The following is a 26,484-nucleotide window of genomic DNA, read 5'->3' as shown; positions in this document are numbered from 1 at the left end:
TTTCAGCCCTCCTCTTCTTTGCGCATGGCGCGGGCGGCGCTCGCCTCGCCGCCGACGCGCGATGCGAACAGCACCGCGAGCGCCGTGACGAGCACCGAGCCCGCGAGCACGGCGCCGATGAGCCACGGGTCGAACACGACCGCGGGCTGCTGGTCGGCGCCGGTGAAGGCACGCAGGTCGATGCCCTGCAGCACCACGAACGGCAGCACGACGCCGAGGATCGCCCCGGCGACGAGGGCGACGGCGACGACGGGCCCGACCTCCCACGCGACGAGCGCGCGTTCGCCTCGGCGGCGGAGCCCCAGGGTCGAGAGCAGCGGCAGCAGCCGTTCGCGGGCGGGGCGGCCGACGACGAGGGTCAGCACGATCGCGAGGGCGGTGAGCAGGCTCGACAGCACGATCGCGCCGACGAGCGAGATCACGAGACCGCTCGTGACCGAGGTGCCCGCGAGCTCGTCTCGGACCATGCCGGGCGTCGTCACCGTCGCGTCGTCGCCCGCGACCTCGGCGAGCCCTGCGGTGACGGCCGCAGGGTCGGCGTCGGGTGCGAAGCGCACGAGCACCCGGTCGGGCACGAGCGTGTTCACGAAGCCCTCGGCGTTGGCCTTGTCGATGAGGACCCAGCTCGTGCGCGGCCAGTACGCGGTGCGTCCGTCGACGACGCCCACGATCTCGAACGGTTCGCGGTCGAGCTCGACCTCGTCGGCGCCCTCGATGGAGTCGGCGATGACCTGCGAGATGACGACCGGCACGGCGTCGCCCCCGGTCTCGGCGAGCCCGTCGGGAAGGGGGGTCGCGCCCGTGCGCCCCGCCTGCACGGCGCGCATCTCGGCCGAGTCGACGACGATGAGGGTCGTCGTCCGCAGGCGGCCGTCGATGCCGACCTGCGTCGACTCGGTCGCGTACACCGGCGCGATCGCCTCGACCCCGGGCACCTCGGCGAACGCCGCCTGCTGCTCGAGCGTGAACGGGGTGCCCGCGACGACCGCGTCGGCGCCCACCCGGGCGTCGGCGGCCCGGTCGACGCCCGTCTGCACTGTGCCGAGCAGCACCGCGGAGAACATCGCGATCGACACGCCGACGACGACCGTGAGCACGGGCACCACCCCGGCCGAGGGGTCGCGGAGCGCCCGCGCCGAGCCGAGGAACGCGACGAGCCCCCGGCCCGACGCAGCGGATCGCACGATCGCGGCGAGCGGCAGCGGGTAGAGCCGCAGCACGACGAGGCACGTCAGCACCGCGAGCAGCAGCGGCACCGCGGCGAGCAGGGGGTCGACGCCGACGTCGCCCGCCGAGGTCGCGAGCCCCCGGCGGAGGAGGAGCACCACGGCCGTGACCGCGACGACGGCGACGACGGCCTCGAGGATCCAGCGGAGCCTGCCGCCGCCGCGCGCGGCGAAGTCGGCGCGAGCCCGCCGCAGCGGCGTGAGCTGCGGCGCCGAGGCGACGAGCAGCACCGCGGGCGTCACCGCGAAGAGCGCCGCGATGACGAGCCCGGCCGAGCCGCCGTCGGCGGGCACCGCGAGGGTGCCGATCACGGCTCCGAGTGCGGCCGCGGGGACGCCGATGACGGCCCCTTCGACGGCGAGGATGCCACGCAGCCACCCCGTCGAGGCCCCGCGGGCCGCGGCGAGCTCGAGTCCCGGTCTGCGCCGTTCGAACACGACGCGCGCGCCGAGCACGAGCACCGCGATCATCACGCCGATGGGCCCCGAGGCGACGGTCGCGAGCACCGTGTCGCTCGCCGCGGCCGCGGTCGCGGCGGTGGCGAGGGCGTCGCCGAGCCCGCTCGAGAAGCCGACGATCCGGCTCGTGTTCATGAACTCGTCGAGCTCCCGCTGGAGCTCGGCGGACTGGTCGGCAGTGATGCGTTCGGTCGCGATCGGGAACCAGAGCTCGAGGGTCGTCGGAAGCTGCGCCTGCTCGAACGCCACCCACGAGTTCGGGTGCGCGAAGCCGAGGCCGGTGATGCGGAGCGTCCCGTCGGGGGTGAATGCGACCGAGGGTTCGAGCGGCACGGGCAGATGGGTCCAGTACCCGTCGTCGGGGTCGATCGCCGCGAACGTGCCGACGAGTTCGAACGGCTGCCGGATCGCACCCGCGGGAATGCTGCGCACCTCGCCGAGCTCCCACTGCATCTCGCGAGCGAAGGGCTCGGATGCCACGAACTCGACCGGTCCGAAACCCGTCGCCCCCTCGGGGACGACCGCGGTCGGCCAGTGCCCAGAGGCGAGCTCGACGTGCTCGTCGTAGCGGGGGTCGAAGGCCGCGTACAGGATGAAGTCGGTCGAGCCGGGCCCCGCACCGTCGGGCTTCGCCTGGTTCGGGCCGGCGAGGAGCACCTGCAACGGGTCGTCGCTCACCCGGGCGAGCTCGGGCGGCATCGCCTCACCGATCTCGAGCAGTTGCTCCTCTTGACCGCCCCACACGGCGTCCACCTCGTCGCTGAGGCTCGTACCGTGCTCCGAGGGTGCGAGCGTCGGCAGCCAGGCCCGGTTCGACGAGGTCACGTCGAGCTCGCGCGCCGGGAACTCGGCGAGATGCTCCGCGAGGGCAGCCGTGTGCATCGCGGCGACGGCCCGGGGGAGGGCGGTCGCGAGGAGTGCGCCCGCCGCGACGAGGAGCGCGAGCATGATCGAGGCGAAGGGCGCGGCGAAGAACTGCCGGCGGAAGAAGCCCGTCGTGCTCAAGGTCGAATGGTGTCGTGCGCTCATCGCTCCTCCTCCCGGAGGCCTGGGCGGCTCGCGGTGCGGCGCACCGCTCGGGCGGCGAGCCCGGCGATCACGGCGGCGAGCACGGCGAAGACTGCGAGGGCGGCGAGCCACGGCCAGAGGGCGAAGCCGAACGGGGCGGTGAGCGCGGCCGGAGCGTCGGCGATCGTCGCACGCGCCAGTTCGCGGGCGGTGAACCACGCCGTCGCGAGGCCGATGAGCGCGCCCATCGCGATCGCCGCGAGCACGGTCGCCGCGAGTTCGGCGAAGCGGGCCCTCGCCTGCAGGCGCGGCGCGACGCCGAGGGCGCGGAGCACGACGATCTCGCCGAAGCGGCTCCCGGCGAGGGCGCTCGCGAGCGAACGGAACGCGATGAGTGCGAAGAGCAGCGCTCCGGCCGCGCTGAGCCAGAACGTCGTGATCGCCGGGCCGATGAGGGTCGCGGAGGAGGCGTCGTCGCGGGTCGTCGCGGTGGCCGCGACCCCCTCCCCGCGTTCGATCGCCGTCGCGACCGTCGGCGGGTCTTCGGTCGCGATCCACCGTTCGCCGAACGCGGGCACCCCGCCGCCCTCGTCGAACGCGGCGCGCTCGAGCGCGCCGAGATCGGCGAGCAGGGCGTTGCCGCCCGCGGTGGGCACGGCCGGCACGATGCCCGCGACGACGGCCTCGAGCTCGGCGCCGCCCGCCACGACCCGGACGTCGAACACGTCGTCCACCTCTGCGGAGATGCGGTCGGCGAGCTCGGCGCCGAGCACGAGCGGGAGCGGACCGCCGCCGCCCGGCAGCGCAGCCCGCGCCGCAGGGTCGGCCGCCGACAGCTGGACGGCCTCGAAGGCACCCGCGAGCTCGCTCGACGGGGTGTCGCCGTCGACGCCGAGGCCGCCGAACGAGACCTGCACGCCCGCCGCCCCCGGAGCGTCGACGAGTCGCGCCTCGAGGCCGAGCAGGCGGAGCCCCGTGGCATCCGGCAGTTCGAGGTGCGCGACGCCGCCGCCCGCGGCGACGTCGACGGCACCGGCCGGCAGCTTCGTGGCCGCCCCGCCGTCGGCGAGCAGCCAGACCGAGACCTCCACCGAGCCGCCCGTTCCGCCGGGTGCGCGCACCCCGAGCTCGATCTCGAGCGACGAGGCGCCCTCGGGCAGCGGCACGGCCGCCTCCTCCGCCGAGGCCGCGAGTGCGTCGGCGGCGGCGCCGAGCCCGGTGCCCGGCGCGATCGCCTCGACCCCGCTCGCGGGGGCCGCGACGAGGGTCGCCGGGTCGGAGCCGAGCCGCACCTCGCCGCGGAAGACGGGGCCGTCGGCCGTGACGCCGGGCAACGCGGCGACGGAGTCGTCGGTCGCGAGCTGGTCGTCGCCGCGCACGACGTCACGACCGGCGAACGCGACGCGCACCTCGCCGCCCGTCGCGAGCGCCGCGGCCTCACGGTCGACCGACTGCCACGAGCCGGCGAACACGGCCGCGAGGGTGAGGCCGGCGACCGCGAGCATCGTCACGAGCGACGCCGAGGCGAACAGGGAGCTGCGGCGCGCGAGCTGCCGCATCGGCAGCGCAGGCACGAGGGCGGGCCACGCGGCCGCGAGTCGCTCGAAGAGCGCACCGATCGGGCGTGCGAGGCCGAGCGCGACGAGGGACAGGGCGAGCAGGACGAGCACCGGGGCGAGCACCGCGAGCGGGTCGACCTCGACCGTGCCGGAGGCGCCGGGCACGAGCGGCGAGCCGTACAGCCGGAACTGCCACAGCGAGATCGCCGCGGCCACCACGACGAGCACGGCGCCGGCCGCGAGCGCGGCACGCGGCATCCGGCCCTGCTCGTCACCCGAACCGCGGTGCACGGGGCGACGGGCGTCGGCGAACGCGCGACCGGCGACGAGCAGCACCGCGACGACGACGGTGAGTGCGGCGACGACGACGGCCGAAGCCGGAGCGCCCGGGGCGTCGGGGCTCAGCCATCCGACGAGCAGCGCCGCGGCGGCCGCGCCGATCGCGGCCGTGGGCACCCCCACGACGAGCACCTCGACGGCGGTGTCGTGGGCGAGCCTGGTCGCCGAGGCGCCGCGTGCCCGCAGCAGGAGCGTCTCGCCCCGGCGGGCGGCCCCGAGGAGCGCCGCGAGCCGTGAGAGCGCCGCGACGCCCGCGAACGCGAGGAGCAGCACCGGCACCGGCGCGAGCGCGCGCACCGCGCCGAGCCCCGCGAGCAGCCGGGCGAGCGTGGCGCCGAGGCCGCCCGAGGCGGCGAGGCCGCTCGACCCGATCTCGTCCTGGTTGCGGAGCGCGGGCTCGACCTCGGGCAGCGCCCGGCGGAGCGCAGCCGCCTCGTCGGGGGTCATCGTCGCCGGGTCGACCACGGCCGTCCACCGCACGACCGCGGCGGAGGGGGAGTCGACCACGGTCTGCTCGTCGACGAGGAACGGGCCGGCCGCGCCGTCGGCGAACCCCGTCGTGACGACCGGGTCGCCGAACCAGCGGGGGTCGGTCGGGTCGGTGGGCGCCCACACGCCGACGACGAGGAGCGTCGGGCCCTCGGCGACCGTCACGACCGAGCCCGGTTCGAGACCGAGGGACTCGGCGGCCGCCGCATTCACGGCGGTCGGCACGGCGTCGGCCGGGGACTCGGCGTCGCCCGGCCATTCGCCCGCGACGAGCGTCGCGCGCTCGACGACCGCGGGATCGGCCGCGAGCACCGCGTCGAACGGCTCGCCGCCCGCGCTCGCCGCGGTGGGCAGCGCCTGCGTGCTCCGCTCCCAGCTCGCGCCGTGCGGCACGATCATGCGGTCGAGCACGGCGGCGGCGGCCTCCGACTGCGCGCCGGCGTCGCCTGCCAGGCGGATCTGCCAGCGGGCGGCGCCCGCACTGCCGGTCGCCTGCTCGAGCCCCGAACGCAGCCCGCTCGCCGCGGCGCCCGAGAGCGTGTCGAGCGCGGCGGTGCCGAGCCCGGCGAGCAGCAGCACGACGGCCGCGACGCCGGCGAGCACGCCCGAGCGGGCGCTCGCGCGGGCGAACGCCGTGCGTGCTCCTCCCACGTGGGCTCCTCATGATCGGGACGACACGCGGGCGGGTGCAGGGCCGGGCGTGCGGTCGCCTCGATGCGGGGCGGCACGCGAGCCCGCGTGACGACGAATTCGCTCACTCTACGCCCGAAGCGGGTCTTGCGTGCCAGTGGCAGAACCCCATAGTCTGAAGGGCTGGTCGCCGCATCCCTACGCGCGCGGCCCCGAGGGTATCGAAGACGATGACGCAGGAGGACACCATGCAGACAGACATCAACGCCCGCGAGATCGCGGTCTTTGGCGCTGCCCGCCGTACGTCCCCGGTCGTACGGCACGAGGGGTAGCGCCCCACCCGCCCGCAGGCGCACCGCCTGCACGTTGCGCGGCCGAGCCGCGCCCGACGCGTCACCGCGCCCGATGCGCACCCGCGTCCACGAACTCCCTTCGACTTCCTTCACCGATCCGGCTCGCCCAGCGACCCCGATCGGCCACTCCTTTTGAGAGGAACGGCGTTGTCCGAACCCGTCCAGCCGCAGCATCCCGCTGCGACCGAACCCCAGGCCACCGAACGGCTCGGGGCGCTCCGCGCGCTCTGGCGCCTCCGCGAGTACGCGGGCCCCGCGATGCCCGCCTTCATCGGCAGTATGGCGGCGGCGCTCGTCGCACAGCTCATCGCGCTGTCGATCCCGCAGGTGCTGCAGCAGATCGTCGACGGCCCGCTCGCCCAGGGCGAGGCCGACGCGGTGATCCCGCTCGCCCTGCTGGTCTTCGTGCTCGGCGCGATCGAGGCGATGCTCTACGCGCTGCGCCGCTGGCTCGTCGTCGGCCCCGGCACGAGGGTCGAGGCGCGCATGCGCAACGCCCTCTACGCGAAGCTGCAAGACCTGCCCGTGAACTTCCACGACCGCTGGCCGAGTGGCCAGCTCCTCTCGCGCGCGGTGAGCGACCTCGGTCTCATCCGCCGCTGGTTGAGCTTCGGGCTCGTGCTCACCGGGGCGAACCTCGTGATCATCGTGGTCGGCGTCGGCATCCTCATGTCGATGAACTGGCTGCTCGGCCTCATCTTCCTCGTCTGTTCGCTGCCGCTGTGGTGGGCCGGGTGGAAGTTCGAGGGCCGCTACTCCGAGCAGTCGCGCCTCAGCCAGGACCAGCAGGGCGACCTCGCGACGGCCGTCGAGGAGTCGGTGCACGGCATCCGCGTGCTCAAGGCCTTCGGCCGGGGCAAGCACGCCCTCACGAGCTTCCGCGCGCAGGCCGAGTCGCTGCGTCGCACCGAGATCGAGAAGGCGCGTCTCGACGCGAACATCTGGGTCTGGATCATCGTCGTCCCGACGGTGGCGCTCGCCCTCTGCCTCGTGGTCGGCATCTGGCTGGCCGCGAACGGACAGCTCACCGTCGGTGAGCTCGTCGCGTTCTTCGCGACGGCGACGGTGCTCGCCTGGCCGATCGAGTCGATCGGCTTCATGCTCGCGTTCGCGCTCGACGCGCGTACCGCGACCGACCGCTTCTTCGACATCCTCGACAGCGAGAACACGATCGTCGACCCCGCCTCGCCGCAGCACGACGAGCGGCCCCGTGGCGAGCTCGCGTTCACGGGCGTCCACTTCAGGTACCACGACTCGCCCGAACGCTTCGGCGACCTGCTCGACGGCGTCGACCTCGTCGTCGAACCGGGCGAGACGATGGCGCTCGTCGGTCTCACCGGTTCGGGCAAGACGACGATGACGGCGCTCACGACCCGTCTCTACGACGTCACGGGCGGTTCGGTCGAGCTCGACGGCGTCGACGTGCGCGCGTTCACCCGCGAAGAGCTGCGTCGCCACATCGCGATGGCCTTCGAGGATGCCACGTTGTTCAGCGCCTCCGTGCGCGAGAACGTGCTGCTCGGGCGCCCCGAGTTCGAGGGCGGCGCCGCCGCCGACCCCGCGGTCGCGGCCGAGGCCGAGCGGGTGCTCGACGAGGCGCTGCGCATCGCGCAGGCCGGCTTCGCGTACGAGCTCCCCGAGGGGCTCGACACGAAGGTCGGCGAGGAGGGCATGAGCCTCTCGGGCGGGCAGCGGCAGCGGCTCGCGCTCGCGCGCGCCGTCGCGGCGAAGCCCGCGGTGCTCGTGCTCGACGACCCGCTGTCGGCGCTCGACGTCGCCACCGAGGCCCGCGTCGAGGCCGAGCTCCGCTCGGTGCTCGCCGACACGACCGCGCTCATCGTGGCGCACCGCCCGTCGACGGTCATGCTGGCCGACCGGGTGGCGCTCCTCGAGGACGGCCGGGTCACGGCCGTCGGCACCCATTCAGAGCTCCTCCGCGAGAGCGAGCACTACCGCTTCGTGATCTCGAGCTTCGAGGACGACGAGCGTCGTGATCTCGAGACGCGTCCTTCGGGCGCTCCTCGACCCGCGGGAGATGATGCGGACGAAGCATCCGAACCGATGCGAGAGGAGGCGGCCTCATGAGCGTCAGCGGCGTGCAGGGAGAAGAACGCAACGACTACTCGAAGGCCGAGTCGCGGCAGATCCGCGCCCGGTCGCGGCGCCTGCTGGGTTCGCTGCTGCGACCCCAGCAGAGAAGGCTCTGGCTGACCGCTGCGGCGGTCGTCGTGTCGTCGGCCGCGCAGGTCGCGGGCCCCGCGATCATCGCGTACGGCATCGACCAGGGCATCCCCGCCCTGATGAAGCAGGACTGGATGCCCGCGGCGTTCGCCGGCCTCGCCTACCTGATCACGGGTCTCGTGGGCGCGTTCCTCATCGCGGCGTACATCAAGATGTCGGCGCGCATCAGCCAGGCGGTGCTCATCGATCTGCGCACGCGGGTGTTCCTGCACACGCAGAAGCTGAGCCTCGAGTTCCACGAGTCGTACACCTCGGGACGCATCATCTCGCGGCAGACGAGCGACCTCGACGCGATCCGCGAGCTGATGGACGAGGGGCTCACCCTCCTCGTGCGCGGGCTCATGTACATGGTGTTCACCGCGATCGCGCTGCTGCTGCTCGACGCCCCCTCCGGGCTCGTGCTGCTCGTCGCGCTCATTCCGCTCGGCATCCTGACGCGCTGGTTCCAGGTGCGCTCGCAGGCGCTGTTCCGCCGCTCGCGGGTGGCGTCGGCGAAGCTCATCGTGCAGTTCGTCGAGACCATGACGGGCATCCGCGCGGTGCAGGCGTTCCGCAAGGAGCGCCGCAACGAGCAGGAGTTCGGCGAGCTCGTCGAGGACTACCGCAGCGTCAACGCGAAGGTGCTCGGCCTCTTCGCCGTCTTCAACCCGGGGCTCGCGCTCATCGGCAACACGGCGGTGGCGGTGACGATCGTGCTCGGCGGGTTCCGCGTCGTCGACGGCGGGCTCGAGGTCGGCGTGCTGCTCGCCGCGGTGCTCTACACGAAGCGGTTCTTCGACCCGATGGAGGACCTCGCGATGTTCTACAACGGCTACCAGTCGGCGTCGAGCGCGCTCGAGAAGATCTCGGGCGTCCTCGAAGAGGAGCCGAGCGTGCCCGACCCCGCGAAGCCGGTCGACCTGTGGAACGCGGAGGGCCGGGTCCGGTTCGACGGCGTCGAGTTCTCGTACGTGGCCGGGCGCAGCATCCTGCCGCACTTCGACCTCGATATCCCGGCTGGGCAGACCATCGCCCTCGTCGGCTCGACCGGCGCAGGCAAGTCGACGCTCGCGAAGCTCATCGCGCGGTTCTACGATCCGAGCGAGGGCGTCGTCTCGCTCGACGGGATCCCGCTCAGCGACCTCCACCCGAAGGACCTGCGCCGCGCGATCGTCATGGTCACGCAGGAGGCGTACCTGTTCTCGGGTTCGGTGGCCGACAACATCGCGCTCGGCAAGCCCGACGCGACGTTCGACGAGATCGTGCGGGCGGCGCAGGCCGTCGGCGCGCACGAGTTCATCGAGGGGCTGCCGAACGGCTACGACACCGACGTGAACAAGCGCGGCGGGCGCGTGAGCGCGGGGCAGCGGCAGCTGATCTCCTTCGCCCGGGCGTTCCTCGCGAACCCGGCGGTGCTCATTCTCGACGAGGCGACGAGCTCGCTCGACATCCCGAGCGAACGCCTCGTGCAGGAGGGCCTCACGAAGCTCCTCGCGGACCGCACGGCCGTCATCATCGCGCACCGTCTCTCGACGGTCGCGATCGCCGACCGGGTGCTCGTCATGGAGCACGGCCGCATCGTCGAGGACGGCGCCCCGGCCGAGCTCATCGGCGGCACGGGCCGGTTCGCGGCGCTGCACGCGGCCTGGCGGGAATCGCTGGTCTGAGCCGGTCCGAGGTGGGTTCGACGCGCTGATGCTGCGTCGGATCCACCTCGGGGAGCCGAAGCGTCCTCAGCCGGTCATCGATGCTCAGGCGGTGCGTCGGGCGCTGACCCGGTAGCGCCGGGACGCGCCGTGCACGGCGCGGCGCAGACCGTGGGCGATCGGACGAGCGCTCGCGAAGTCGAGGTCGAGGGTGTCGAAGCCGCCGCATTCCGCGCGTTCGAGTCGCCGCATGAGCGCGATCGCGCGACGGATGCGGAGCGGCTGGACGACCCCGCGGCACCCGAAGCCGACGGTGAAGCCGGCCACCCGAATGCCGGCCGCGCGGCAGGCGCGCACCACGGCGGCGGCGGCGCGCGGGGCGGTCCCGGCGGTGCGACGGCGGGAGCGGTCGAACTCGATTCGCACGAGCACGGCGACCTCCGGCAGTTCGCGGAAGTTCTCGAGCTCGCGCGCATCGCCGATGACGAAGACCCGGACGCCGCGGAGGTAGGCGCCCGTGATCTCGGCCATGGGCGTCTCGGGGCGGATGTGAATGCAGCCGGTGATCGGGATGCCCTCGCGTTCGAGGCGGTCGATCTCGCCGCGGGTGTCCACGTCGAAGCCGGCGCCGAAGCGATCGGCGGCGTGGAGATCCTCCGAGCTCATGAGTGTGGAGGTCGTGATCCGGATCGCCGCCCCGGGGAGCGCTCGGCGCTCGGCGAGGAGGCGTTCGGCGAGCGAATGCTCGGCGGACGCGTCGGGTTCGGCGTCGGGGCCGCTGCCGACGGGGGAGCGGCGGTGGGGGAACGTTGCGGTGGACATGACACGGATGCTCCTCGCTCCGCGCCCCCGCCGGATCAGGAGCGGCCACGATTCTGGTTGGGTGGAGCCCCTGAGGGCGCGCGGCACGCACCTCGCCCTCGCAGTCTCCCACCCCCGCACGGCGCGCGGATCCGGGACCCCCCTGAAACGGGGGAGCGGAGCGGGTCGGGAACGCGGTACAGTCACGACAGGCGGGGGCGACCGGTTCGGTCGCCCGTGCCCGTTTCAGGGTCCGGAGGTTCGGGCCGCGGTGGAGTGGAGGCGCGATGGACGAGGCATCCCGGCCGTTGCGCGTCGCGATCGCCGATGATGCGCTGCTGCTGCGCGAGGGCATCGTGAAGGTGCTCGAGGGCGGCGGGCTCGAGGTCGTCGCCTCCGTCGGCACGGGCGACGAACTCGTCGAGGTCGTGCGCGGTGGCGGGGTCGACGCGGCCGTGCTCGACATCCGCATGCCGCCGAGCTACCGCGACGAGGGCATCGTCGCGCTCGAGGCGCTCCGCGCGAGCGGCTCGACGATCGGCGTGCTGCTGCTGTCGATGTACGCGACGCCCGAGTACGCGCTGCGCGTCATGGGTGCGGGCAGCGGCACCGGCTATCTCCTGAAAGAGCGCGTCTCCGAACCGCAGACCCTCGTGCGCGCCGTCGAGACCGTCGCGTCCGGCGGCTCGGTCGTCGACCCCGAGGTCGTCGAGCAGCTCGTGCATCGCACCCGCGCCGACGACCCGCTCGCGCGGCTCACCGAGCGCGAGCGCTCGGTGCTCGAGCTCATGGCGCAGGGCTACTCGAACGGCGGCATCGCGCAGACCCTCTTCCTCGGCCTCAAGACCGTCGAGACCCACGTGCGTTCGATCCTGCAGAAGCTCGACCTCGAGGAGTCGCCCGAACACCACCGTCGGGTGCTCGCAGTGCTGACGCTCCTCGGCGCGAGGTGATGGCCCCCGGCCGTCGCGGCCGGATCGTCAAACGCACCATCGCGATCGCCGCGGTCGTCGCGCTCAGCCTCACCATGGAGATCACGGGGTTCCTCGCGACCGCCGAGGCCGACCGCCCCGAGGTGAGCTACGTCACGCTGCACGCGATCGTGCCGCTCGTGTTCGCGGCGTGCGCGGGCGTCGCGTGGGCGATCGGGCCGTCGCTGGTGCCCGCCCGGCTCATGGTGCTGTTCCCCGTCGTGTGGATCCCGCTCAACTTCCTCCGCGTCATCGAGGACCTCGGCTGGCTCTGGCCGCTGCTCTACGGCGTGCACCTGTGGTGGGGCCTGCTCACCGGCATCCTCGTGCTGCTCTACCCGCGTGGCGACTTCGGCGACCGGCTCGCCCGCTGGCTCGGCGCGATCGCGCTCGTGACGTCGGTCGGGTACCTGCTCGGCACCGTGCTGCTCGCACAACCGCCGACCGCGCTCTGCGACTGCGCCCCGAACCCGTACCGCATCGTCGACGCGCCCGCGCTCGCCGGGATCATCGACATCGGCTACCGCCTCGTCGGCGTGCTGCTCGCCCTCGTCATCGCCGTGCGGTTCCTCGTTCGCTGGGTGCGCGGCAGCGTGCCGGCGCGCACCGTCGCGTTCCTCATGCCCGTCGCGCTGCTCGCGTGGGCGACGACGCTCGCCGCCCAGGCGGTGACGTACGCGGCAGGGGCCGCGGCCCCGCAGGTGCTCGCGACCGTCTCGCTCGTCGCGATCGCCTCCATCCCCGTGAGCTTCGTCGCCGGCATCTCGCACACCCGCAACATGCGCGCCCGCGTCGCCGACCTCATGCGCATCACCCGCGAGGGCGCCGACCGCGGACTCTGGGCGGAGTCGCTCGCGCGCACCCTCCGCGACGCGTCGGTGCGCGTCTACTGGTGGGACGAAGAGCGGGGCAGGTACGCGGACGCCTCGGGCGACCCCATCGAGCACGACCCCGCCGACCGGCACGGCGACCACAGCCTGCTGCCCGTCGCCTCGCCCACGGGCATGCCGATCGCGCTCATCCGCCACGACCGGGTGCTCACCGACAACATGCGCCTGCTCGACGGGGTCTCGAGCGCACTGCGCCTCTCGGTCGACAACGGGCGGCTGCGCTCCGAGATCGAACGCACCCTCGAGCAGGTGCGCCAGTCGCGCGCCCGCATCGTCGAGGCCGGCGACGAGGCGCGCCGACGCATCGAACGCGACCTCCACGACGGGGCGCAGCAGCACCTCGTCTCGCTCGGCATGCGCCTGCGGCTCGCCGCGAACCAGGCGCGCGACCGCGGCGTCGAACCGCTCGGCATCGAACTCGACGCGAACATCGCGATGCTGAACGACGCCCTGAAGGAGCTGCGCGAACTCGCCCACGGCATCCACCCCTCGCTGCTCTCCTCGGGCGGGCTCGCGCTCGCCGTGCCCGAGCTCGCGGGCCGTTGCCCGGTGCCCGTCGAGCTCGACGTGCAGGCCGAGGGCAAGCTGCCCGAGGTGATCGAGTCGACCGCCTACTTCGTCGTCGCCGAGGCGCTCGCGAACCTCGCGAAGCATGCGCAGGCGACCCGGGCGTGGGTGCGCGCCCACCTCGTCGACGGCGGGCTCGAGCTCGTCGTGCGCGACAACGGCGTCGGCGGGGCGAGACCCGAGGGCAGCGGCATGGTCGGCATCGCCGACCGCGTCGAGGCCGTCGGCGGCGAACTCGTGATCGAGAGCCCACCCGGGGCTGGCACGACGATCACTGTGCGGATCCCGGTGCTGGCCACCGCTGAGTGAGGAGCGCCGACGCAGAGCGGCGACGCGTCTCGAAGCCCGGCGGCGCAGGTCTCACGAGCGGGTCACTCGGTTTCGAGACGCGTCCGACTACGTCGGGCGCTCCTCAACCGGCGTGCGGTCGCCAGCGCGCCTCGGCGAGCACGATGCGGTAGCCGTCCTCGTCGGAAGCGGGGCGCAGCGGCGTGCCCTCGCGTTCGTAGTGCGCGCGGGCGCGCTCGGCGTGCCCCGCCGGCGGGCGGCCGCCCGCGCGGACGACCCGCCACCACGGGACATCCGACCCGTACCTCGCCATCACCTGCCCGACGGCGCGCGCGCCCCGGGAGCCGAGGAGTGCGGCGACGTCGCCGTAGGTCGCGACGCGCCCCGCCGGGATGTCGGCGACGACGACGAGCACCGCATCGACGAAGCCCTGCGGGTGTTCGGGAATCGCGCGCGGCACCGGCCTACAGCTCGAGGGCGCCGATGACGTCGCCGTACTGGGTCTCGCCGACATCGACGAAGCCGATGCGGTGGAAGAAGGCCTCGGGGCCCTCGCTGCCGGGCTCCCACAGCACGGTGATGCGGTCGAAGCCGCGACGCTTGGCCTCTTCGGCGAGGGCGGTCGCGAGGAAGCGGCCGACGCCCTTGCCCTGCACCTCGGCGTCGACGTTGATCCGCCAGATGCAGGCGCGGAACTCCTCGTGGACGTTCTCGGGGTCGAAGTTGCCGTGGATGAACCCGACGACGCGCTCGTCGATGCGGGCGACGCGCTGCCAGGCCGTCTCGGGGTTCACCACCGACGCCTCGGCCGAGTAGGTGACCGGAGCGATGAACTGTTCCTGGCCTGGCTTCAGCGACAGCGTGTTCGCGGCCACGATGTTCGAAGCGGACAGGTCTTCCAGTCTGAGCTCAGCCATAGCGCCAAGGCTAACCCGTGATTCCCGTGCGGGGTAGCCGGGGTAACCCTGAATCATCCCTGAGGAGGAGGCTGCGCCGGTGCCGGCGACGCCGGACCGCCGCCGGTTGTCTCGATGTCGAGATATTCTGCCGACGCGGTAAGCTGGCAGACGGCGTGTCCGCCCACGAGACTTCCTCAAATTCCCCGAGAGATCCAAGGAGAACTCAACTTGTCCAAGATCAAGGTTGAAGGCACCGTCGTCGAGCTCGACGGCGACGAGATGACCCGCATCATCTGGCAGGCCATCAAGGACCAGCTCATCCACCCGTACCTCGACATCGACCTCGAGTACTACGACCTCTCGATCCAGAAGCGCGACGAGACCGACGACCAGATCACGGTCGACGCGGCCCACGCGATCCAGAAGCACGGCGTCGGCGTCAAGTGCGCCACCATCACCCCCGACGAGGCCCGCGTCGAGGAGTTCGGCCTGAAGAAGATGTGGCGTTCGCCGAACGGCACGATCCGCAACATCCTCGGCGGCGTCATCTTCCGCGAGCCGATCATCATCTCGAACATCCCGCGCCTCGTGCCCGGCTGGAACAAGCCGATCATCGTCGGCCGCCACGCCTTCGGCGACCAGTACCGCGCCACCGACTTCCGCTTCGAGGGCGAAGGCACCCTCACCATGACCTTCACCCCGAAGGACGGCTCGGAGCCCCAGCAGTTCGAGGTCTTCCAGTCGCCCGGCTCGGGCGTCGCGATGGGCATGTACAACCTCGACGAGTCCATCAAGGACTTCGCGCGCGCCTCGCTCAACTACGGCCTCTCGCGCAACTACCCCGTCTACCTCTCGACGAAGAACACCATCCTGAAGGCCTACGACGGCCGCTTCAAGGACCTCTTCCAGGAGGTCTTCGACTCCGAGTTCAAGGAGAAGTTCGACGAGGCCGGCCTCACCTACGAGCACCGCCTCATCGACGACATGGTCGCGGCCTCGCTCAAGTGGGAGGGCGGCTACGTCTGGGCCTGCAAGAACTACGACGGCGACGTGCAGTCCGACACCGTCGCGCAGGGCTTCGGCTCGCTCGGCCTCATGACCTCGGTCCTCGCCACGCCCGACGGCAAGGTCGTCGAGGCCGAGGCGGCGCACGGCACCGTCACGCGCCACTACCGCCAGCACCAGCAGGGCAAGCCGACCTCGACGAACCCGATCGCCTCGATCTACGCCTGGACGCGCGGCCTCGCGCACCGCGGCAAGCTCGACGGCAACCAGGAGCTCATCGACTTCGCCGCGACCCTCGAGGACGTCGTCATCAAGACGGTCGAGTCGGGCGCCATGACGAAGGACCTCGCGCTCCTCGTCGGCCCCGAGCAGGGCTACCAGACGACCGAGGAGTTCCTGAACTCGATCGACGCGAACCTCAAGGCGCGCCTGGGCGCGTAGTTCCGCACGCTCCGGCCGCGGCCGGGGTGCGGTTTCCGAAGGGCGGATGCCACCAGGCATCCGCCCTTCGTCGTCCCTCCCGGGATTCGACCGCGCGGCGAGGCAGGATGGAGGCATGGCTCGTCTCCTGAAGCTCGCTCGCCGCTACTGGGTCGTCACGCTGACGCTCGCGATCGGGGTGCTCGGCATCGTGCTCGCGCTCGCCGGCGCAGGTGCCGCCGTGCCGTGGATCTTCAGCGGCTACGCGCTCGCGGTGGCGGCCTGGCAGGCCGTCGGCATGGTCCGCGACATCCTGCGCGGGCACTGGGGCCTCGACATCCTCGCCATCACCGCGATCGTCGCGACGGTGCTCGTCGGCGAGTACATCGCCGCGCTCCTCGTGGTGCTGATGCTCACGGGAGGCGCCGCGCTCGAGGACTACGCGAACCGCCGCGCCAAGCGCGAGCTCGACGCGCTGCTCACGCGCTCGCCCCAGCTCGCGCACCGGCTCGACGGCGACGATCTCGTCGACGTGCACGTCGACGAGGTGCGGCCCGGCGATCGCCTGCTCGTGCGGCCGAGCGAGATCGTGCCCGTCGACGGCGAGCTGCACTCGGCCGAGGCGACCTTCGACGAGTCGTCGCTCACGGGAGAGAGCGTGCCGGTCGAGAAGCAGCGCGGCGACGCGGTGCTGAGCGGATCGGTGAACGGGCAGGCGGCCGTCGAGATCGTGGCCACGGCGACGGCCGGCGACAGCCAGTACCAGCAGATCGTCGCGCTCGTCGCCCAGGCCGCCGAGTCGAAGGCGCCGGTCGTGCGACTCGCCGACCGCTACGCCGTGCCCTTCACCGTGTTCTCGCTCGCGCTCGCGAGCGTCGCGTGGTGGGTCTCAGGCGACCCGGTGCGGTTCGCCGAGGTGCTCGTGCTCGCGACGCCATGTCCGCTCCTCATCGCCGCACCGGTCGCCTTCATCGGCGGGATGAGCCGGGCCGCGCGCAACGGCGTGATCGTCAAGGGCGGGGGAGTGCTCGAACTGCTCGCGCGGGCGAAGACCGCGGTGTTCGACAAGACCGGCACGCTCACGCACGGCGAGCCGAGACTCGTCGCCGTCCGCCCGGAGTCCGGTTTCTCGGCCGACGAGCTGCTCGGTCTCGTCGCCTCGGCCGAGCAGTACTCCTCGCACGTGCTCGCGGCCTCCATGATCGAGGCGGCGAAGGAGCAGGGGCTGCCGCTCGCGGAGGCCGAGTGGGCGCGCGAAGCCGCCACGAACGGGGTGACGGCGAAGCTCGGCGACCGCGAGGTGGTCGTCGGCAAGTTCGCGTTCGTGCAGGCGCAGGCGCCCGAGGCGCGGCGCACGGAGATCGCGCCGGGGGAGCTCGCCGTCTACGTCGCGGTCGACGGGCGCTACGCCGGCGCCCTGCTCGCGAGCGACCGCCTCAGGGAGAACGCGAAGGCGACGCTCGCCCGGCTCGACGAGCTCGGCGTGCACGACACGATGATGCTGACCGGTGACGCGCAGGCGACGGCCGACCACATCGCGGCCGAGCTCGGCATCACCAAGGTCCGCGCCGACTGCCTGCCGGGCGACAAGGTGCGCGAGGTCGCCGCAGTGGCCGCGCGACCCGTGATCATGGTCGGCGACGGCGTGAACGACGCCCCCGTGCTCGCGGCCGCCGACATCGGCATCGCCATGGGCGCGAAGGGGGCGACGGCCGCGAGCGAGTCCGCCTCGGCGGTGATCCTCGTCGACGACATCTCGCGGACGGCGAAGGCCGTCGAGATCGGACGCGACACCGTGCGCATCGCGCTGCAGAGCATCTGGATCGGCATCCTCGTGAGCGTGGGGCTCATGATCATCGCCGCGTTCGGGCTGATTCCGGCGACGATCGGCGCGCTGCTCCAGGAGGTGGTCGATCTCATCGCCATCCTGGCCGCCCTGCGCGCCATCGGCGGTCGGCTCGACGCGGGTCGCGAGGCCGGCGCCGTGGCATCCGAATCGCGCCTCACCGTCGCGTAGATCACGAATCGATAACGCGGGCACGAAGTCGTGTCGAGCACTTGCGAATGGTTTGTTCGTAAGGTTTACTAACAAACGTGACTGCAACGGATGCACAGCGAGGCCCGGTCACCACGGAGCCGACGACCACCACTCAGGTGGCGCATTCCGACCTGCTCACCGCACCGTTCGCCGGTGCCCCGATCTTCACCCGCTCCCGCGCTCTGCGCCCCACGAACAAGGTGCTCCCCGAGCACGCCCGCAGCCACAACCGGGCGCTCGTGCTGCAGACGCTCTTCAGCGCAGGCGCCCAGAGCCGCGCCGACCTCTCCCGCGAGACGGGGCTCACCCGCGTCACGGTCTCCGACCTCGTCGCCGAGCTCATCGCCGAGGGGCTCGTCATCGAGCTCGGTCCCCGTGAAGACGCCCGCCCCGGCAAGCCGGCCACGCTCATCGACGTCGCCCGCGACGCCTTCCAGATCATCGGCGTCGACCTCTCCGAGCACGAGGTGTTCCGCGGCGCGGTCACCGCGCTCGACGGCACCGTCGGCGAGGAGATCGAGATCTGCCGCGACGGCGCGACCGGTGAAGCCGCGGCGCTCCTCGTCGAAACGCTCGTCGAGCGGCTGCTCGCCCTCGCCACGGCGCCCGTCCTCGGCATCGGCGTCGGTTCGCCCGGCGTCGTCGACCCGCTCGGCGTCGTGCGCTCGGCCCCGAACCTCGACTGGGTCGACCTGCCCCTGCAGCAGCGGCTCGCCGCACGCACCCTGCTGCCCGTGCACGTCGCGAACGACGCGAACGTCGCGATCCTCGCCGAGCACGGCGAGAGCGCGCACGACGACCTCCTGCTCGTCAAGGTGGGGCACGGTGTCGGCGCCGGCCTCATCGTCGGCGGCCGCCCCGTCATCGGCGGCGGCTTCGCCGCGGGCGAGATCGGGCACGTCGTCGTCGGCACCGACGGCGGCCCCCGATGCGCCTGCGGCAAGGACGGCTGCCTCGAGGCCTGGGTCGCCGAACCCCGCCTCACCGCCCAGCTCGAGGCCGTCGCGGCCTCGCTCGGCGCGGTGGGCGGCGCCGCCTCCTCCGAGGCGTCCACCGAGCTCGACGCCGCGCGCGACGAGATCCTGCGCGAGGCGGGCCGTCGGCTCGGCATCGTGCTCGCGCCGGTCGTCGGCGCCCTCAATCTGACGGAGGTCGTGCTCAGCGGCCCCGCCGAACTGCTCGACGGCGCCTTCCACGAGGCGACCGTCGACACGCTCCGGAAGCGGACGATGGCGGCTCTCAACCGTGATCTGAGGCTCCGGATGTCCGAGCAGGCGGAGGACATCGTCCTCCGCGGCGCGGCCGTCATGGTCCTCTCCGGACAACTCGGAGTCTCGTGAGGGACTCCACGCACCAAGGGTGACAGCGAACCCCCGCTGTTCCCCCACCCCCATGAAAGGAAACGACAAATGAGGAAACTCGGCATTGTGGCGCTCGGCGCCGCTGCTGCCCTGACCCTCGCCGGTTGCAGCACCGGTGGTGGGACCGAGTCGGCCGACGGTGGCGAGATCACCGTCTGGGTCGTCGGAAGCGACACCCCCGAAGACGCTCGTGCCTACCTCAAGGACACCTTCGAGTCGGAGAACGACGGTTGGACCCTCACGGTCGAGGAGAAGACCTGGGCCGACGTGAGCGACACCTACGCAGCTGCGCTCCAGTCGAACGACTCGCCCGACGTGGTCGAGGTCGGCAACACCCAGACGGCGAGCTTCGCCGACCAGGGCCTGTTCCTCCCGCTCGACGACTTCGCCAGCGACGACTACCTCCCGGGTCTCGTCGAGTCTGCGACGTACGACGGCGAGCTCTACGCCGCGCCGTACTACGCCGGTGGCCGCATCGTGTTCTACAGCGAGCAGATCCTCGGCGCCACGCCGGTCCCGACGACGCTCGACGAGTACGTCGCCACGGGCAAGGAGCGCCGCACCGACACCGTCTCGGGCATCTGGGCTCCGGGCCGCGACTGGTACAACGCCCTTCCCTACGTCTGGGCGCACGGCGGCTTCATCGCCGAGCAGGACGGCGAAGAGTGGAAGGCCGGCTTCTCGAGCGAGGGCGGCGTCGAAGGCCTGACGCAGCTCCAGGACGTCTACCTCCACGCCTCGAACGCGGCGAAGGACGGCGACGAGACCGACCCGCAGGTGCCGTTCTGCGCCGGTGAAGACGTCTTCCTCTCGGCTCCCGCGTGGGTGCAGTGGTCGATCACGGCTCCGGCCGACGCCGAGGCCCCCGGCTGCGCCGACACCTACGGCTCGGACCTGCGCGCCTTCGCGCTGCCGGGCCTCGAGGCCGGCGAGACCGCTCCGATCTTCGCGGGCGGCTCGAACATCGCCGTCGCGACGAAGAGCGCGAACCCCGAGCAGGCTCGCGCCGCGCTCGACATCATGGCGAGCGCCGGCTACCAGGACCTCCTGGCCGCCGGTGGCCTCACCCCGGGCCTCACCGCTTCGGCGGCGAACCTGCCCGACACCGAGATCGCCAAGGCTCAGGCCGTCGCGCTCGAGAACTCGAAGGTGACCCCGACCACCCCGAAGTGGGCCGAGGTCGAAGCTGCGCAGATCATCCAGGAGGCGCTCGTGAAGATCGCCCAGGGTGGCGACGTGGCGGCCATCGCGGCCGACCTCGACGCGCAGATCGAGGAGATCCTCAACAGCTAGCCTGTTGAGCCCCCGGCGGGGGCGGAGTCCCACACAGCTCCGCCCCCGCTTCCCCGTCACGAGCTCGAACGGCGCCGGTGCCGCGAGACGTACCACCAGTCATACCCGCGTCCCCCCGCGGACACCCGGAGGAAGAGCCATGAGCGCAACCCTCGCCGAGCCTGACGCAACGCCGCGCACGCCGAACGCAGAACCACCCCGTCCCCCCGCGGCCCGCCCCGCCGGACCTCGCAAGAAGAAGTCCCTCCCGTGGGCCCCCTGGCTCCTGCTCGCCCCCAGCATCGCGCTGCTCGCGGTCATGGTCGTGTACCCGACCATCGTGATGTTCATCACCTCGTTCACCGATCTCGAGATCAAGAACAAGATGCTCGGCACCTCGCCGAACTTCGTCGGCTTCGACAACTACCTCGAGGTCTTCACGAAGTCCGACTTCCCCGCGGTGCTCGTGCGAAGCCTCGGCCTGATGGTCGTGCTGACCGTGCTCATCATCGTCGGCGGCATGCTCATCGCCCTGCTCATGCTCCGCCTCTCGAAGGGGATGCGGCTGCTCGTCTCGGTCGGCCTGCTGTTCGCGTGGGCGATGCCGCCGCTGTCGGCGACCGTCGTCTGGGGCTGGATCTTCGACAGCGACTACGGTCTCGTCAACTACGTCCTGAACACGATCACCGGCACACAGGACTGGCGCGGTCACGGCTGGCTCGCCGACCCGTGGTCCTTCATGATGGTGCTCACGATCATCATCGTCTGGCAGGGCATCCCGTTCGCGGTCTTCACCTTCTACGCCGGTCTCGGCCAGGTGCCCGACGAGGTGCTCGAGGCCTCGCAGCTCGACGGCGCGAACTCCTTCCAGCGGTTCCGTCTCATCGTGATGCCCTACATGCGCAACGTCGTCACGGCCGTGGTCGTGCTCGAGACGATCTGGAACCTCCGCATCTTCACCCAGGTGTATGCGCTGCAGCAGCAGGGCGGCATCGTCTCCGAGACGAACGTGCTCGGTACCTACCTCTTCCGGCAGGGTCTCGGCGAGTTCGGCGTGACCGCCGCGATCGGCGTGTTCATGGTCATCCTGCTCATGGGCATCTCCTACTACAACGTCCGCTCCAGCCTGAAGGAGGAGGAGGCGTGACCACGCAGATCTCTCCCGCCGTCCAACTCGCCGAGACCCCCGCCTCGGTGACGCCTCGCACGCAGAAGGCCCGTCGCACCCACCGCTTCGGCGCACCGAGGATCGTGATCAACACGGTCGCGATCCTGGTGTTCCTCTGCTCGATCTTCCCGGTCTACTGGATGGTGAACATGTCGTTCACCCCGTCGAACCAGATCATCAGCCGCACGCCGAGCTTCTTCCCGTTCGAGTTCACCTTCAAGAACTACGTCACCGCCTGGACGCGTGAGGCGGCCCCCGGCCAGACCGACTTCCCGCACGCGCTCGCCTCGAGCCTCGGCGTGGCGCTCGCCGTCGTCGTGGTCTGCGCGATCTTCGCCTTCCTCGCCTCGATCGCGATCGCCCGCTTCGCCTTCCGCGGCCGCTACGTCTTCATCGTGAGCGTCCTCGTCGTGCAGATGGTGCCCGGCGAGGCGATGATGTTCACGATCTACAACATGGTCGACGACTGGCACCTCATGAACACCCTCATCGGGCTGTTCATCGTGCACCTCGCCTCGGTCGTGCCGTTCACCATCTGGACGCTCCGCGGCTTCGTCGCCGGCGTGCCCGCCGACCTCGAAGAGGCCGCGATGATCGACGGCTGCACGAAGGCGCAGGCCTTCTGGAAGGTCACCTTCCCGCTGCTCGCCCCCGGCCTCGTGTCGACCGGCATCTTCGCCTTCATCCAGAGCTGGAACGAGTTCACGATGGCCCTGCTGCTCATGAAGGGCTACAACCTCACGCTCCCGCCGTGGCTGAACTCCTTCCAGTCGGCGACCGAGGCGACCAACTGGGGTGCGGTCATGGCCGGCTCCACCCTCATCGCCCTCCCCGTCGTCATCTTCTTCCTGTTCGTCCAGGGCCGGATGACCGGCGGCCTCGTGAGCGGAGCCGTCAAGGGATGAGCGCCGAGAACACCACCGGTGCGGCGTCGCTGCACCGGGACATCCTCACGACCCTGCTGCCGGGCTTCGACGGCCCGGTCGCGCCCGAGTGGGTGCTGCGTCGCCTGCGCGACGGGCTCGGGGGCGTGTGCCTCTTCGGCGAGAACATCGTCGACCCCGAGCAGCTGCGGGCCCTCAACGAGAGCCTGCGCGCGGCGAACCGCGACGCGGTCATCGCGATCGACGAGGAGGGCGGCGACGTCACGCGGCTCTTCTACGATCGCGGCGCCCCGTTCCCCGGCAATGCCGTGCTCGGCCGCATCGACGAGCTCGAGCTGACCCGCCGCGTCGCGGCCGAGGTCGGGCGTGCCCTCGTCGCGACGGGCTGCACGGTGACGTTCGGCCCCGACGTGGACGTCAACGCGAACCCCGACAACCCCGTGATCGGCGTGCGCAGCTTCGGCGACGACCCCGAGCTCGTCGCCCGGCACTCGGCCGCCTGGGTCGAGGGGCTGCAGCAGACCGGCATCGCCGCGAGCGCGAAGCACTTCCCGGGCCACGGCGACACCGCGACCGACTCGCACCTCGCGCTCCCGGTCGTCGACGTGCCGATCGAGACGCTGCGCGAGCGCGAGCTGGTGCCGTTCCGTGCGGCGATCGCGGCGGGCACCCGCACGATCATGACCTCCCACATCCTCATTCCGCAGCTCGACGCGGAAGACCCGGCCACCCTCTCCCCGCATATCCTGCACAGCCTGCTCCGCGGGGAGCTGGGTTTCGAGGGCGTCATCGTGACCGACGCCCTCGACATGAAGGGGGCGAGCGGCGTGCACGGCATCCCCCAGGCCGCTGTGCGCGCCCTCGCCGCCGGTTGCGACCTGCTCTGCATCGGGTCGAAGAACACCGACGCCCAGCTCGACGACATCGTCGCGGCCATCGCCGAGGCGATCGAGTCGGGTCTGCTCCCGGCCGAGCGTGTTCGCGAGGCGGCCGCACGGGTGCGCGCGCTCGCGGCGACGGCGCCCGCCGTCCCGGCGGGGCCCGCGGCGCCCGAGGTGATCGAGCCCGCCCACGACGACGAGGAGATCGCCCGGGTGGTCGGTTCCTTCGAGGTGTCGGATGCCACGCGGGAGCGCCTCGCCTCGGCGGCCGGCATCGGCACGGTCGTGCGCATCGACACCGTCGCGAACATCGCCATCGGCTACTCGCCGTGGGGCCCGTTCGCGGCCGAGGCCGTGGCCGCGTCGCCGTCGTGGCTCGGCCGCGCCGAGCTCGTGACCGTGGCCGAGGGCGAGACGATCGCCGACCCGGCGGCACTGCCCGGTGCCGTGCTCGTCATCGGCAAGGACCTGCACCGCCACGCCTTCGCGCGTGAGGCGATCGACGCCCTCCGCGCGGTGCGCGACGACGTCGTGACGGTCGACATGGGCTGGCCGTCGCACGACCGCGGCTACGCCGACGTCGCGACGTTCGGCGCCTCGCGCCTGCTCGGCGACGCCGTGCTCGCGTTCGTCGACGGCGTGCTCGCCCCCGTGGCCGCCCGGTGAAGCTCGGGATCGACATCGGCGGGACGAAGACCGCCGCCGTCGCGCTCGCCGACTCGGGTGAGCTGAGCGATCAGCTGCGCATGCCGACCGGCTTCGGCGCGGAGGCCGTCGTCGAGACGGCGCTGCGCACGGTCGAGCGGATGGCGGAGCTCGCCGGGCTCGGCGCGTCGTCGTTCTCGTCGATCGGCATCGGGATCCCCGGTGCCGTCGACAACGCGACCGGCCGCGTCGCGCACGCCGTGAACCTCGGCCTCGAGGGGCTCGACCTCGGACCCCGCCTCGCCGACCGTCTGGGCGTCGAGGTGCGGGTCGAGAACGATGTGAAGGCGGCGGCGCTCGGTGCGCACCACCTCCTCGCCGAGTCCGAGTCCGATTTCGCGGATGCTGATGCTGATGCGGATGCGGCCGCGGCTGCCGACGCTTCGGACGTGCCGCCGAGCGAGGCCGCGACCGGGCGCTCGATGGCCTACCTCAACCTCGGCACCGGCCTCGCGGCCGGTATCGTCCAGGGCGGTCGGCTGCTCCGCGGCGGCCACGGCGTCGCCGGCGAGATCGGGCACATCCCGATCGACCCCGCGGGGGAGCTGTGCGGCTGCGGCCAGCGAGGCTGCCTCGAGACCGTGGCATCCGGCTCGGCCATCGCGCGCATGTGGCCGTCGCAGGCCGAACTGCCCGCCCGCGAACTGTTCGACCTCGCGGAGGTCGGGGTGGCCGACGCCGTGGCCGTCCGCGAACGCTTCCTCGAGGGCGTCGCCGCGGCGGTGCGTCTCCTCGTCCTCACGACCGATGTCGACGACGTCGTCATCGGGGGCGGCCTCGCCGCGCTCGGTGAACCGCTCCTCGACGGAACTCGCCGTATCCTGAACGGGTGGGCCGCCGATTCGGCGTTCCTGGCCTCTCTCGGGCTCGCGAAGCGGGTTCGGGTCATTCCCCTCGGTTTTCCGGCAGCCGCCGTCGGCGCTGCCCTGGTAGGAGTAGCGCAATGGCAGAAGTCGTAATCGTCGAGAACGAGCAGGCGGCGGGCGAACTCGTCGCCGGTTCGATCGTCTCCCTGATCCGTCAGAAGCCCGACGCCGTGCTCGGCCTCGCGACCGGGTCGACGCCGCTCGCGAGCTATCGGGCGCTCGCCGCCCGCATCGCCGCCGAGTCGATCGACGTGCGCGGCGTCCGCGGCTTCGCGCTCGACGAGTACGTGGGGCTGCCCGCCGGTCACCCCGAGAGCTACCGCGCGGTGATCACCCGCGAGGTCGTGGAGCCGCTCGGGCTCACCCCCGAGCTCGTGCGGGTGCCGAACGGCGACCCGGCGACGATCGAGCACGCCGGTGCCGACTACGAGGCCGCGATCACCGCGGCGGGCGGGGTCGACCTGCAGATCCTCGGCATCGGCCGCACCGGGCACATCGGCTTCAACGAGCCGGGCTCCTCGCTCGCCTCGCTGACGCGCGTGAAGACCCTCACCGAACCGACCCGTGTCGACAACGCGCGTTTCTTCGACGCACCCGAAGACGTCCCGATGCACTGCATCACGCAGGGCATCGGCACGATCCTCCGTGCCCGCCACCTCGTGCTGCTCGCCTTCGGCGAGGCGAAGGCGGCGGCGGTCGCGGCGGCGGTCGAGGGCGGCGTCTCGGCGAGCCAGCCGGGTTCGGCGATCCAGCTGCACCCGCATGCGACGGTCATCGTCGACGCGGCGGCCGCGTCGGGTCTCGCGAACCTCGACTACTACCGGCACGCCTGGGCGAACAAGCCGGCCTGGCAGGGCATCTAGCCCTCAGTGCGACGACACGGATGCCTCGGGGGAGATCTCGCCCGAGGCATCCGTCGTACCCGGGGTCAGTGGGGGAGCGCGCCCGGAAGCTCGGCGAGGTACCCCTCTTCATCGAAGTCCTCGAAGAGCTGGCGCTGGATCATGAAGCCCTGACCGAGTGCCATCATGATCGGCAGGCTCCTGGCGAGCTCGGACTCGACCTCGTCGGCGGGGTAGTTCGCGACGAACCACGGGCGGATCGCGTCGCCGAAGGTCTCGCGGATCGCCCGCACCGGGCCGCGGATGGTGTCGCCGAGTTCGGTGTCGGTGGCGGCTGCGGCCCACAGCTGCACCAGCAGTCGGGTGTCGAAGTGCGCGCGCATGCCGCGGAGCACCGTGGCGAGCACTTCGCCGGGCGTGAGGGGCGAGGCGCCCTCCTCCTGGCGGGCGGCGACCTCGAGTCGGCGCTGCCCGAGCGTGCGCTGGGCGACGGCGGCGAGGAGCTCGACCTTGCTCGGGAAGTGGCCGTAGATCGCCCCCGCCGACAGGCCGGATTCGGCGATGATGTCGGCCATCGACGCCCCGGCGAGCCCCTTCGCCGAGAAGACGCGGAGGGCCGCGTCGAGGATCTCGTCGCGTCTCGCCGCGCGGTACGCGTCGCTCACTTTGGGCATCGGCCGCCTCCCGCTCGCCAAAC

The 26,484-nt window shown here is 72.1% G+C and carries 19 protein-coding genes; 13 read left to right on the top strand and 6 right to left on the bottom strand.

The features are described 5' to 3' along the window. Positions 1-2: 2 nt before the first annotated feature. Together ACFVTX_RS04035 and ACFVTX_RS04030 are read right to left on the bottom strand one after the other, a co-directional pair. Positions 3-2,690: an FtsX-like permease family protein gene (locus ACFVTX_RS04035; protein WP_386898245.1), complete on the bottom strand. Its 2,688-nt coding sequence runs from the start codon at positions 2,688-2,690 to the stop codon at positions 3-5. A gap of 20 nt (positions 2,691-2,710) precedes the next feature. Further along, complete coding sequence (locus ACFVTX_RS04030; protein WP_386898244.1) at positions 2,711-5,731, bottom strand: hypothetical protein; 3,021 nt, start codon at positions 5,729-5,731, stop codon at positions 2,711-2,713. A 590-nt stretch (positions 5,732-6,321) separates the two neighbouring features. On the opposite strand from ACFVTX_RS04030, the gene ACFVTX_RS04025 reads away from it, so the two are divergent. Both ACFVTX_RS04025 and ACFVTX_RS04020 read left to right on the top strand, forming a co-directional pair. Beyond that, positions 6,322-8,148 carry an ABC transporter ATP-binding protein gene (locus ACFVTX_RS04025; protein WP_386898734.1) on the top strand — a complete coding sequence of 609 codons (1,827 nt, stop codon included), beginning with the start codon at positions 6,322-6,324 and terminating at the stop codon, positions 8,146-8,148. Continuing rightward, the gene (locus ACFVTX_RS04020; protein WP_386898242.1) at positions 8,145-9,950 is read left to right on the top strand and encodes an ABC transporter ATP-binding protein; all 1,806 of its coding nucleotides are present in this window, start codon (positions 8,145-8,147) and stop codon (positions 9,948-9,950) included. The genes ACFVTX_RS04025 and ACFVTX_RS04020 overlap by 4 nt, the downstream gene beginning before the upstream one ends. Positions 9,951-10,034: 84 nt before the next feature. Here ACFVTX_RS04020 and ACFVTX_RS04015 read toward each other — a convergent pair whose 3' ends face one another. Then, on the bottom strand, positions 10,035-10,751 hold the full coding sequence (locus ACFVTX_RS04015; protein ID WP_386898241.1) for a hypothetical protein: 717 nt from the start codon (positions 10,749-10,751) through the stop codon (positions 10,035-10,037). Positions 10,752-11,017: 266 nt separating this feature from the next. Between ACFVTX_RS04015 and ACFVTX_RS04010 the strand changes: the two genes are divergently transcribed. Continuing rightward, entirely contained in the window at positions 11,018-11,683 is a 666-nt protein-coding gene (locus ACFVTX_RS04010; protein ID WP_386898239.1) for a LuxR C-terminal-related transcriptional regulator, read from the top strand. Continuing rightward, the gene (locus ACFVTX_RS04005; RefSeq protein ID WP_386898237.1) at positions 11,683-13,467 is read left to right on the top strand and encodes a histidine kinase; all 1,785 of its coding nucleotides are present in this window, start codon (positions 11,683-11,685) and stop codon (positions 13,465-13,467) included. The genes ACFVTX_RS04010 and ACFVTX_RS04005 overlap by 1 nt, the downstream gene beginning before the upstream one ends. A gap of 103 nt (positions 13,468-13,570) precedes the next feature. Here ACFVTX_RS04005 and ACFVTX_RS04000 read toward each other — a convergent pair whose 3' ends face one another. Continuing rightward, positions 13,571-13,906: an MGMT family protein gene (locus tag ACFVTX_RS04000; RefSeq protein WP_386898235.1), complete on the bottom strand. Its 336-nt coding sequence runs from the start codon at positions 13,904-13,906 to the stop codon at positions 13,571-13,573. A 4-nt stretch (positions 13,907-13,910) separates the two neighbouring features. Then, on the bottom strand, positions 13,911-14,363 hold the full coding sequence (locus ACFVTX_RS03995; RefSeq protein WP_386898233.1) for a GNAT family N-acetyltransferase: 453 nt from the start codon (positions 14,361-14,363) through the stop codon (positions 13,911-13,913). 210 nt (positions 14,364-14,573) lie between these two features. Between ACFVTX_RS03995 and ACFVTX_RS03990 the strand changes: the two genes are divergently transcribed. From ACFVTX_RS03990 to ACFVTX_RS03950, 9 genes are all read left to right on the top strand, one after another. After that, positions 14,574-15,791 (top strand): NADP-dependent isocitrate dehydrogenase, encoded by a 1,218-nt coding sequence (locus ACFVTX_RS03990; protein WP_386898231.1) that lies wholly within the window; start codon positions 14,574-14,576, stop codon positions 15,789-15,791. Between the two features lie 115 nt (positions 15,792-15,906). Next, complete coding sequence (locus ACFVTX_RS03985; protein ID WP_386898229.1) at positions 15,907-17,787, top strand: heavy metal translocating P-type ATPase; 1,881 nt, start codon at positions 15,907-15,909, stop codon at positions 17,785-17,787. 137 nt (positions 17,788-17,924) lie between these two features. After that, complete coding sequence (locus ACFVTX_RS03980; protein WP_386898733.1) at positions 17,925-19,148, top strand: ROK family protein; 1,224 nt, start codon at positions 17,925-17,927, stop codon at positions 19,146-19,148. Positions 19,149-19,217: 69 nt separating this feature from the next. After that, positions 19,218-20,462: an extracellular solute-binding protein gene (locus tag ACFVTX_RS03975; RefSeq protein WP_386898227.1), complete on the top strand. Its 1,245-nt coding sequence runs from the start codon at positions 19,218-19,220 to the stop codon at positions 20,460-20,462. Between the two features lie 139 nt (positions 20,463-20,601). Beyond that, positions 20,602-21,588, top strand: a complete 987-nt coding sequence (locus ACFVTX_RS03970) for a carbohydrate ABC transporter permease (RefSeq protein ID WP_386898225.1) — start codon at positions 20,602-20,604, stop codon at positions 21,586-21,588. Further along, a complete protein-coding gene (locus ACFVTX_RS03965; RefSeq protein ID WP_386898223.1) occupies positions 21,585-22,514 on the top strand; it encodes a carbohydrate ABC transporter permease in 930 nt (309 codons plus the stop codon). Before ACFVTX_RS03970 ends, ACFVTX_RS03965 begins: the two co-directional genes overlap by 4 nt. Next, positions 22,511-24,040: a glycoside hydrolase family 3 protein gene (locus ACFVTX_RS03960; RefSeq protein WP_386898222.1), complete on the top strand. Its 1,530-nt coding sequence runs from the start codon at positions 22,511-22,513 to the stop codon at positions 24,038-24,040. Before ACFVTX_RS03965 ends, ACFVTX_RS03960 begins: the two co-directional genes overlap by 4 nt. Then, on the top strand, positions 24,037-25,038 hold the full coding sequence (locus ACFVTX_RS03955) for an ROK family protein (protein ID WP_386898220.1): 1,002 nt from the start codon (positions 24,037-24,039) through the stop codon (positions 25,036-25,038). The genes ACFVTX_RS03960 and ACFVTX_RS03955 overlap by 4 nt, the downstream gene beginning before the upstream one ends. After that, complete coding sequence (locus tag ACFVTX_RS03950) at positions 25,023-25,808, top strand: glucosamine-6-phosphate deaminase (protein ID WP_386898218.1); 786 nt, start codon at positions 25,023-25,025, stop codon at positions 25,806-25,808. Before ACFVTX_RS03955 ends, ACFVTX_RS03950 begins: the two co-directional genes overlap by 16 nt. A 65-nt stretch (positions 25,809-25,873) precedes the next feature. Here the strand turns inward: ACFVTX_RS03950 and ACFVTX_RS03945 are convergent, their stop codons facing one another. Next, on the bottom strand, positions 25,874-26,461 hold the full coding sequence (locus ACFVTX_RS03945) for a TetR/AcrR family transcriptional regulator (RefSeq protein WP_386898216.1): 588 nt from the start codon (positions 26,459-26,461) through the stop codon (positions 25,874-25,876). Positions 26,462-26,484 lie beyond the last annotated feature (23 nt).

This window comes from Agromyces sp. NPDC058136 (assembly GCF_042884375.1).
Lineage (GTDB): Bacteria > Actinomycetota > Actinomycetes > Actinomycetales > Microbacteriaceae > Agromyces.
This window is presented reverse-complemented; position numbering and strand designations above follow the sequence as displayed.